Below are 9,523 nucleotides of genomic sequence, written 5' to 3'. Positions count from 1 at the left end.
ATCCTAATTCCGATAACCCTTTGATTGGGGCCACAATGTCTGCATGCAGCTTTTTGTCAGTGTAAAACCGTAGCGGCCAGAAATTCAAAGCCCTTTTGCAATAAGATAATTGTAGATGACTGCTGCCAGATAGCCAAATACAAATCCTGCGACAAGGCCCAGAAAAAGCCCAATCGCGGCCCCAATGAAATGGGGGCCGTAGCCTGGATAAATGCTTGACATCATGCTAGTCATGCCAAGCCCGAAGCCAAATATGCCGAAAATGGCTATGAAAAACATTGCAAGTGCATCCAAAACACCAAATGCGACTCCAAATGCCATTGGGTCAAGCCTTGTGTTACTAGGATTTGCAGCCTTTCTTGCTTTTGCCATTTTGTCTCACCAGCAAAAGTAGTTGATTTGCACTGAATATAAATCTTTCCGGACAATAAATGGCCCTGGTAGGGACAATGCTCAAGCTGTATAATACGCTTTCAGGCAAAAAAGAGGCATTTGTGCCGAAAAAACCAGGCAAGGTATTATACTATACATGCGGGCCGTCGGTTTACAATTTTGCCCACATAGGCAACCTGAGGACTTTTTTTTGGGAGGATTTGCTCAAAAGATTGCTTTTTTTGAGGGGCTTGAAAGTAGTTCACGCCATGCCTATTTCTGACATGGAGGACAAGGCGATTGCCGCGTTCAATTCGCAGCACGCAACAACCGATTTTGAGAAATTCATAATGCCAAAAATTCGAAAATTCAAGCAGGACATGGACAGAATTGGAATTGGAAGGCCAGGGCATATTGTCAGGTTCAAAAAATCAATTCCGTGGATTATAACATGGGCAAGAAAGCTTGAGAAAAAGGGAGCCGTCTATGAAGATGGCAGGGGAAACCTGGTTTTCAGGATTTCAAAGGCGGAAAATTTTGGCAGGCTTGCAAAGCTTGGCAAAGCCGGCAAACAAAAAAAAGGAGTCAGGCTCTCGGACGATTATTCTGCACAAGGCAGGTATGATTTTGCCATCTGGAAAAAGGCGGCAAGAAGTGATGGGAAGCTGAAATGGAAATCCCCCTGGGGGCAGGGAAGGCCAGGAACGCACGCATACTGCAGCGCAATAGCGTACAAGTTTCTTGGCAAGTCCATAGACATTCATGCAGGGGGAGTTGACAACATATTCCCGCACCATGAAAACGAGATTGCCCAGTCGGAAGTGATTGCCGGCAGGGGTTTTGTCAGGTACTGGTTCCATGTCAAGCACCTTACAGTCAACAAGAAAAAAATGTCAAAAAGCATTGGGAATGTCTACTATCTCAAAGACCTTGAGGACAGAGGATTAAGCCCGCAGGATTTGAGGTATTACTACCTTCAAAAGCACTACAGGCAAAAGCAGGATTTTGATTTTAGGGCCGCAAAAAGAAATGCGGAACGAAGACTGGAATTGGTGCATCGCGTAAAGAGATGTTTTGAACAGATGGGAAATGCCGACATGCGCAATGCCCTGAGCCTGGGAAAAGCCCGCATCAACAGGCTTTTGGACGACGACTTGATGGTTCACTTGGCCCTGAAGGCTTTTGAGAAAATTACGGAAAAAATCGCAGGTGCAAATGGCACTGATGAGAAGACACGGAAGGAGTATGTAAAACTTGCTGGGCTTTTAGAAGCTGTAACTGGGCTAAGATTCAGATGAATGCGGGCAATAGTCGTCTTTGGCACTGTGCGTTTAATCAAAGTTCTTAGTGCATCAATATGTAAAATTTTGTACTTGTTAGTTGATTTAATACGACTATAGAAGCAAGTATTATATAGAGGAAAAGCAAATAAAAATAAGCAATGCAGCCGGATTGAGACAATTCGGTTGTCTTGAAAATGACGCGTAAGCTGGCAGCCTCTGTCAAGTAGTCGGCCATTGGTGTGGTGTCTGGACTTAATCTCGCCGCACGGAACCCTTGCTTGTTAAGCTGTCTGCGCTGCGAAGAAGATAACCTCTAAAACACGCGCATGGGTTAAGTTTGATTCGCGCAATGATGTTTGAGGAACTTCTTCACCGAGTCCAGCTAATCGCGGCTGCATTGCAAAAACATAACACCTAATTTTAAACAGAGCGGAATTTAAGAAAAGAGCTTTGCGCCCCGGGAAGGATTTGAACCTTCGACCTACTGATTTGCAGCAACCTCCTTAAACGCGGCATGGGCCGGAAAACCTGAGTTCATCAAAGAGAGGCTTTAACAGTCAGTCGCTCTACCAACCTGAGCTACCGAGGCATTGGATAACTAAATTATTGGCCGCAAATTTCACCCGCCTGGGGCCTTGAAGCCAAGGTTTTTCATTTCGAAGTGCACATTTAAAAATATAATCAGGAAAGTAGAACTGCGACATGGCTAGAGTCTGCCTGTTGCGCCAGGTCGTTGCATGATTTCCATTGTTGCAGAAGGGATTGGCTTTGGGCACATCCGCCGCTGCATGCGAATTGCAAGGGAGCTTGAAAAAACAGATGAAGTGGAGATAATTACATACGGCAAGGCAGCCGATGTTTCAAGGCAGGGGGGCTTTGAGACAAAGAACCTTGGCATCGACTTTTCGCTCAGGTTTGGCAAAAAGAACATAGATATTGAGGCAAGCGCATTTGACTATATCATGAAAGTGAATTTTCCCGTAATTTCAAAACTGCACAGGCAATTTCGCCGCGACAGGCCAAAAGCGGTTCTTATTGACTCAAGCGTTTCAGCACTTGTTGCATCCAAACTTGCCGGAATTAAAAACGTGGCCTACCTTGCAAACCAGACGGACTTTTCAAATTTCCCGGCATTCACAATGGTAAAAAAATCTGCCAGATACCTGGGAAGGCAGGTTGCCCAAATCCCAAAAGTCGTAATTGTCCCAGATTTGCCCCCGCCCTATTCCATTTGCCTCAAAAACCTGGATTTTCATGGGAAGAGGGAAAAATTCAGGTTTGTCGGGGGTATTGCCAATAGATACCCAAAAGGCAGCAGCAGCAAAAAGGCAATTGCGTTTGGCGGAGAGGAGGACGGGGGCATACTTGACGAGCTTGGGCAAACAGGCCTGAAAATGCAAACCGCAAGCAAGGCATTGGCGTCAAGATACAAAAACCTGGAGTTGAAAGAGGATTTTGAGCAGATGGCAAGTGCAGCCGGCATAATAATCACTCACGGCGGCCACACGACTTTGATGGAGTGCATTATTTCAGGCAAGGCGATTGTAGGCATTGCCCTTGGGGGCTACGCTGAGCGCGAGGCAAACCTTGGGCAAATTGCGGCCCTTGGCCTTGGTGAGAGGCTTGAGCCCGGGTTTGTTAACAAAAAGACCCTAGAATTCGCCTTTCAAAGTGCTCTGAAAAAAGGCCAGGAATCCGCATTGTTGCGCAGGTTTGCGCAAAGTTTTGACGGGGCAAAGTTGGCGGCAGGGATTATCAGAGATGAAGTTGCCAGATAAAGGCTAAATTTTCAACCGCCCTTTTTCAATTTTCAGCAAATAATAATAGGTTCTTCTCGGGATGGCTGCTTTTTTGCATGCGTGTGCAACGCTTCTGCCTTTCTTCACAAGCTTTTTTGCAAGCCTGAATGCCTGCTCCTTTGACCCTCGCTTTCTACCTGGGGTGTCGTGGGTGACAACAATACGTATGCCGGTTTTTTTCAGGGATTCGATTACCCTGCCCCTTACCCTTGAGTATGCAGATGCGGAAAAGAATATGGTTTTGGCACTTGTTCGTGAAAGAAGAAATGCGAGGATAGACGCGCAAGGCCTCGAGCAAAACCTGAATGCCTTTGCATTTGGGAAGCTGGCAATTTGCTCGGACATGACCTTAGGGCTGCCATACAATGATTTTATCTTGATGTTTCCAAACCCTTTTTGCAGCAACCAATCAACCCTTAAGATGCTTGAGGAATTTGCCTCCCCTGCCCCCCATTATTGATTCGTATTCCTGCAAAAATTTTTGCGCCTTGCCTTCGTCAATCTCAAACAGGCTGCATATGCCTTCCATTCCCGATATGCCAAGCGAAATCGTGCATCCTATCCCAAATTCCTCGGATGCGTTTGCTGGAAAACCCGATTCGGCCAAAAGCTTCCCGTGCACAAGCTCGCCGATGTTTTTTGCCCCTTTATGCGATTTATCAAGCATTTCAAGTGCAGCAAGCTGGACTTCGCTTGGGCATTCCACAAGAGAGGGAAAGGGCGAATTTTTGCCCCTTGAATTGGCGTTTTTTGTGATGTAGTGCCGCAATATGGGTAGCAGGACAAGCCTTGAAATCCCCCTTTCCATGATTTTTCTTGCCTTTAAGCGCCTTGATTTTACAAGCGATAAAATCTCCTTGTTGGTCTTGAACGTTTCTCCTTCAAAGCCCCCAAATCCCCCATTTGCAAGAAGGCCTTTCACGTCTTTGTAGCCCTCGATGTTGTCAAGCACGCTGTCTGCGACTATTTTATGACTTGCCAAAATGGAGTTGTATTTGGCCAGCAGTTCAGATTCGCGGCCTTTTGCAAGCTCCTCTTTGGCATCCCTTGCCATGCAGGCTGCAGCGGCGCATATGAGAGCAACCCTGACGCTTTTGTTTTTAATAAGGCAATCCTGGGTCTTGGCAAGCGAAACCGCAAGGATTTTTGCGCTCTGCCCATATGCCCTTTTTACCCTCATCTCAAGCCCTTTATCGCTTGAAAGCCTGACTTTTGAAGTCATTGTGCTTCCCAAAACCCCATGCTCGATTGTTGCGACAACAGAGCCTGACTTGGATTGCTTCATTGAAAAATTCTCAGAAAATTCCCTGTATGCGACAATTGCGGCATCGCCTGCGCGATAGAGCGAATCAATGTAATTTCCGCCAAAGGGAAGAAAAGGGGTGATTTCAAGCGGGGCCTTCCAGCCACTTTTGTATGAAGAGGCATGCCTCGCTATTCTGTGGGCCGAAAGAGCCACGCGCGCCCTGTTAAGCGTAAATTTTTTGAGGCTTGCAAGATACCTGAAATGCCCAAGCTGCTTTTTCTGGTCGGCAAGCTCGTCTGCGCCCGCGTCCTCAAGCTCCTGCCTCGTCGAGTAAACAAGCGAGGCGAACGGGGAGTTGAAGCCCAGGGACTTCATTGCCCTGACATATCCCAGTATCTTTTCTTCGTTTTCATGGAGGTATTCTCCAGATGCCGAAAGCTGGTCCAGAAAGGAGTTTATTTCTGAAACAACGTGCATTGAGGCCATTGCAGGCAGGTTTGAAAATTCAGATTCCATACTTACCACTGTGCAAAATTATGGGCATTCTGGGTTAATAAGCCAGATGCAGCAGGACAAACAAGGACGCCCAAGCTGGCTTGTTTCTGGCAAAAAGAGAGGCCTCATGGGAGGAGCTTTTTATTGCTGATTTTTTCCTTGAGATACTCGGAGACGAATGAAAGGCGCGGGCCTTGCAAGGCGTCTTGCTCAATTTTCCTTTTTGTGGAAAGCACCGCTTTTAGCTCCTCAACCCATTCCTTGTGCCTTGAAATCCAGGGATAGGTAAGCATTTCTTCCGCCCTTTTTATGTCCACGTCCTTTGCCTTGATTGTCAGGTTGCCAAGAAATGAATAATCCTTAATATCCTTCATGGTCACTCCGATGAATCTTGCCTCCGGGACTGCGATGTCATTTGCAAGGTAAGCAAGGTTCATGCTGCCTGTCTTGATGGCCCAGTAAATGTACCAACCCCATGCATCACAGTCAGTGAACACGTAGACTGGAAGCTTCATGCTGGCAAGTTTTCTAACAAGGCGCCTTGTGCCCCTTGATGCCTGGCCTTTTGGAGTGACAAGGATGCAGTTTTCCTTCTTCCAGAATTTGTCCTCATTTAGCCTTTGCCACATGGCATCCTTCTCGACAACCAGAACATAATCGGCATCCACATCCAAAAACTGCATGTTGTTGTCAACGTCTGAGGGGATTGCATAGCCTGCCCTGCCCTGTTTTGAGCAATCTATCGTAGTCTCCTCGCCCCCGAATTTATCCTTGATTTTCATGCTGCCTGCAACAACTCCTTTGCGGTCAGTGTAAAGGTTGAGGTCTTCACGCTTGACTGTAAGGGCGACTTCCAGGTCCTCTATAAGCGGATTTGACTCCGACTGCTCTGAAAACAATTCCTCATCGACGTTTTCACCAAGGGAAAACTTCAGCTGGTAAAACAGACCCCTGATTGATGTGTGGGCCCCCTCGTCAAGAAATTTTTTGCACTTGTTGGCAACAGCCACAGTCTGCATGAATTTGCGGGCCTGGCCGACATTGACAAAAACCCTCTCTTCCGTCCTGTCCCCAAGCCTCAGGCAGCCAACCGATTCATCGTATTTGACATTTGACCTGCCCCTTGAAGGCGCTTCAAAGCTTGGGGTTGACCCTCTGTCAATCTCATCTATCATCTGCCCGCCAAGGCCTACTAGCCTGGAGAGTACATCCTGGCTTCCAAGTGCCCCTGCCTGGTTTTTGGCGGCTTTTGCCTGCTCATTCTTCTTGGCCATCGTCCCCACCGTTCCCCTCTCCGTTTCCAGACTCTTGAGGGATTTCCTCCTTGCTCTCTTCAAGCATTGACGCGTACTTTTCCTCAATCAGCTTTATGAGCTTCTTCTCAAGCTCGTCCTTTTTACCCTTGCCTGCAAGCTCTGAAAGGTCTGCCGAAAATTGTTTCACATACCGCAGAACTGCAGTTTTTCTTGCCGCCCTGTCCCTGTCAGTCCTAAGCCCGGAGATATACCTTTGCAGGTCGCGGGCAACCTCCATTACGGCATTTTTCACTTCCGCCACTACTTCCTCATCGTCTGATATGGCCTGTTTTCCAGCTCCAGTATACGGGACATGGACTGATGAGAGGTTTACCAGGATTGTCAGCTGCTGCTCATCGAAATTCTTTACATTGTACCTGTTCCAGTCAACAGATTTGATTGCCTCTGTTATCCCGCAGCCCGAGGCGTCAAAAAGAAGCGGAGCCCGGTTTGCGTACCTGAGTATTTCAGGCTGCCACTTGTCCGCCACCTTTCGCCCCGACTGGCCGCCATAGGCAATGGCGACTTCGGCAATGAAAGGTATGCCTCCCCTGTAAATCTTTGGGGGCCTTTCCCGCACCGACATGTAATCGGGGTTGAGGATGTTTTTTAGGGATTTTTCAACATGTTGCTGGCCTATCGGTATCACTGAGTCTGTTGCCGGGGCTATCCACTTGACCTTAGAAAATGCGCCTACCAGGATTTCTGCCTCGCCCCAGGAAAGCTCGGGGGGTTTTTTGGAAAAATCAAGAGTAGGGCACAGCTGCTCAAGCTCCTTTACTTTTGCTGGGCTGACCCTAACAAGGGCGTTTTGCAAAAACGAGCTTATTTTCATGTTTTCCCGATCAACATGTGCAAGCTCAAGCAAGTCATTGACAGTAATCCCAAGCGGATGGGGCTGGACAATGTGCGGCTTTTGCGGTATTGACTCGACTGCACGCGGGAATACGTGCGTCTCGCCAAACGGGTCGTGAAGGGTTATCTTTGCGTGCGGGTTTGCGATTGCAGTTCTCTTGAGATATTCATAAACCCCATAGGAGCTTTTGTCGTATTTGACGTCTGCAAACTCTGCTTCAACGACAACCCCCCTTTGACTTCCATCCTGGTCCTCTTCGGCCATGTTTGAAACAACTGCTGAATTGGTCTTGAAATCCACTGATATGTCGCAGGTTATGATTTTTTTGTCATATCCAGACTTTACATGCACGGGCTTGCCGGTTGTGATTTGGGAGTACATTGTGCAGCCGGTTGCGCCAATGCCCTGCTGTCCCCTTTGCTGGACGTAGCGGTGGAATTTGGTGCCTGCAAGCATGACGCCAAATGCCTTTCCTACGTGCTTTTTTGGGACACCCAATGCATTGTCTTCAACCCTGACAAAATACCGCTCTGGCTCAAGCTCCTTTATGCTAACCTTGATTTCAGGCAGGACCTTGCCTTCTTCTGCGGCATCAAGGGAATTGGTGACATATTCATGGATTATTGTTGTAAGCGACCTGGTTTTGCCTGAAAACCCAAGCATCTGCCTGTTTTTCTTGAAAAACTCGGCAACAGAGTGCTCCTTGAATTCTGAAAAAACCCGGTCAACTTCGCTCATGTAAATCACGCATAATACACGCAGGCGTTTCTTGCTGCTTCCCGCGTTTGGTCCACAAGCCCCTTATTGGAGGCCAAGCGTCTCCTTTACCCTGTTTTGCTTGAGCCTCGTTCTGGCCTTTTCCAAAAACCCATAGACAGAAGAATGATTTGCCCCCTCTATCAGCTTTAGGATTGCACTTGTGGCCATGTCGGCTGTTTCAAGGCTTGCTATTATTGATATCGTGTAGCCGTAAATGCTCAGGTCGCACTCTGCATCGGTTTCAATGATTTTTTTTGTTTTGCCTTCAGAGCCAATCACTCTGCTTTTGATTCTGGAAATCGACTCCCTGGAATTTGCAAAATCGCGAAGGTTTATGATCTTGAGGACGTTATTGTCTTTCAGGAGTTTAATGGCGGTATTTGGCTCAAAGCCGCGCCCGACTGCTTTGACCACATCCTTTGCAAAAAACTCATCGGCGCTTTCCCCGCTGATTTCAATTTCCCCGTCCTCGCCAATCTCAAGGATTACCCTGCAGTGCTTTTCAAGGAAGGTTTTTGTTTGCTGCTTTTCTCCCTTCAGTGCCCCAACCCGCTCAACTGGGATTTTGACAATTTGCATTTTAACCACGAAAGAGATTCGTGAAATTATTGCCGAATGCTGCAATGGCAGCTTTTCACTGGTCGCTACCGCATATTTGAAAAATAGGGTTTAAAAATCAGTGCTAAAACAAAATTATTCTAGTTCTTGGCATCAACCTGCCACAAAAGCTGGACATTGTGCCCGTCATCAAGGAAATAAACCCGGAAAACTGCAGGGTTAAACGCGTAGTCTGATTCCGTGTCCCTTACAAGAACCGAGGGGCGGCCATTTTCAACAGCAAACGCAAGCTGCGGTCTGGCAAATATTTCCACATTTGAGCTTGCAAAGACTCCGGCAAGCCTGATTTGCCTGAACTCCTCCTTGCCATTGATATAGAAGTAGCACCCGAGCACTTCGTTGGAATAAACAAAAAATCCGAAGTTATTCCTGTCAATCGGGGCGAACATCCAGGCGAAATTTCCATCAATCTTGGCCCCAAGGTCTATTTCCCTTGTGGTTATTGAAACTTTGCCAATTGTTGGCGGTTTTGTGGTTAAGGTGACTGAGTACCTTCTTTGCGCCCCGCTGTCAGGGCCCACAATGACTTTAAACTCTGAGACGCCTTGGACTGATTCGCTTACGCTGAGAAGATAAAAGGCCTTGAGCCCCAAGTCAACTATGGCAAAAATCTCAGAAAGCCTGCCGCCAACAGAGCCCCTCCCCAGGTATTCTGCAGCAGCTTTGCCTGAAAACAAACCGATTTTTCCGCCAAAAAGTTCGTTGTTTGACCTTGTCCAGACTGAATCGCCCCACGTGATTATGGTTTGGTCGGAAAAAAGCTGCAGCCCGCGTTTCATTGAGGGGTCTGCAACAATTTG

9 protein-coding genes are annotated in these 9,523 nt (G+C 47.5%); 2 read left to right on the top strand and 7 right to left on the bottom strand.

The window, feature by feature from the left end; translation table 11 throughout:
- Nucleotides 1–84: 84 nt before the first annotated feature.
- On the bottom strand, nucleotides 85–372 hold the full coding sequence (locus FJZ26_02085) for a hypothetical protein (protein ID MBM3229195.1): 288 nt from the start codon (nucleotides 370–372) through the stop codon (nucleotides 85–87).
- Nucleotides 373–431: 59 nt separating this feature from the next.
- Between FJZ26_02085 and FJZ26_02080 the strand changes: the two genes are divergently transcribed.
- Both FJZ26_02080 and FJZ26_02075 read left to right on the top strand, forming a co-directional pair.
- Entirely contained in the window at nucleotides 432–1,670 is a 1,239-nt protein-coding gene (locus tag FJZ26_02080) for a class I tRNA ligase family protein (GenBank protein MBM3229194.1), read from the top strand.
- A gap of 722 nt (nucleotides 1,671–2,392) precedes the next feature.
- Nucleotides 2,393–3,433: a hypothetical protein gene (locus tag FJZ26_02075; GenBank protein ID MBM3229193.1), complete on the top strand. Its 1,041-nt coding sequence runs from the start codon at nucleotides 2,393–2,395 to the stop codon at nucleotides 3,431–3,433.
- 3 nt (nucleotides 3,434–3,436) lie between these two features.
- On the opposite strand, the gene FJZ26_02070 is transcribed toward FJZ26_02075, so the two are convergent.
- The 6 genes from FJZ26_02070 to FJZ26_02045 all read right to left on the bottom strand — a co-directional run bounded on the left by FJZ26_02070 (nucleotide 3,437) and on the right by FJZ26_02045 (nucleotide 9,502).
- Nucleotides 3,437–3,859, bottom strand: coding sequence for a hypothetical protein (locus FJZ26_02070; GenBank protein ID MBM3229192.1), 423 nt, complete (start codon nucleotides 3,857–3,859; stop codon nucleotides 3,437–3,439).
- A 4-nt stretch (nucleotides 3,860–3,863) separates the two neighbouring features.
- The gene (locus FJZ26_02065; GenBank protein ID MBM3229191.1) at nucleotides 3,864–5,216 is read right to left on the bottom strand and encodes a DUF530 domain-containing protein; all 1,353 of its coding nucleotides are present in this window, start codon (nucleotides 5,214–5,216) and stop codon (nucleotides 3,864–3,866) included.
- A 104-nt stretch (nucleotides 5,217–5,320) separates the two neighbouring features.
- A complete protein-coding gene (locus FJZ26_02060) occupies nucleotides 5,321–6,469 on the bottom strand; it encodes a DNA topoisomerase VI (GenBank protein ID MBM3229190.1) in 1,149 nt (382 codons plus the stop codon).
- A complete protein-coding gene (gene top6B / locus FJZ26_02055) occupies nucleotides 6,453–8,084 on the bottom strand; it encodes a DNA topoisomerase VI subunit B (protein ID MBM3229189.1) in 1,632 nt (543 codons plus the stop codon). Before top6B ends, FJZ26_02060 begins: the two co-directional genes overlap by 17 nt.
- Before the next feature lie 63 nt (nucleotides 8,085–8,147).
- Nucleotides 8,148–8,684 carry an RNA-processing protein gene (locus FJZ26_02050; protein ID MBM3229188.1) on the bottom strand — a complete coding sequence of 179 codons (537 nt, stop codon included), beginning with the start codon at nucleotides 8,682–8,684 and terminating at the stop codon, nucleotides 8,148–8,150.
- 119 nt (nucleotides 8,685–8,803) lie between these two features.
- Nucleotides 8,804–9,502, bottom strand: coding sequence for a hypothetical protein (locus FJZ26_02045; protein MBM3229187.1), 699 nt, complete (start codon nucleotides 9,500–9,502; stop codon nucleotides 8,804–8,806).
- Nucleotides 9,503–9,523 lie beyond the last annotated feature (21 nt).

The sequence above is a fragment of the Candidatus Parvarchaeota archaeon genome, assembly GCA_016866895.1.
Lineage (GTDB): Archaea > Micrarchaeota > Micrarchaeia > Anstonellales > VGKX01 > VGKX01.
The sequence above is the reverse complement of the archived record's forward strand: the minus strand, read 5'-3'. Positions and strand labels throughout refer to the sequence as shown.

Coding starts and splice junctions, on each gene's coding strand:
- FJZ26_02085 (MBM3229195.1), bottom strand. CDS start 372: ATGGCAAAAGCAAGAAAGGCTGCAAATCCTAGTAACACAAGGCTTGAC.
- FJZ26_02080 (MBM3229194.1), top strand. CDS start 432: ATGGCCCTGGTAGGGACAATGCTCAAGCTGTATAATACGCTTTCAGGC.
- FJZ26_02075 (MBM3229193.1), top strand. CDS start 2,393: ATGATTTCCATTGTTGCAGAAGGGATTGGCTTTGGGCACATCCGCCGC.
- FJZ26_02065 (MBM3229191.1), bottom strand. CDS start 5,216: ATGGAATCTGAATTTTCAAACCTGCCTGCAATGGCCTCAATGCACGTT.
- FJZ26_02060 (MBM3229190.1), bottom strand. CDS start 6,469: ATGGCCAAGAAGAATGAGCAGGCAAAAGCCGCCAAAAACCAGGCAGGG.
- top6B (MBM3229189.1), bottom strand. CDS start 8,084: ATGAGCGAAGTTGACCGGGTTTTTTCAGAATTCAAGGAGCACTCTGTT.
- FJZ26_02050 (MBM3229188.1), bottom strand. CDS start 8,684: ATGCAAATTGTCAAAATCCCAGTTGAGCGGGTTGGGGCACTGAAGGGA.
- FJZ26_02045 (MBM3229187.1), bottom strand. CDS start 9,502: ATGAAACGCGGGCTGCAGCTTTTTTCCGACCAAACCATAATCACGTGG.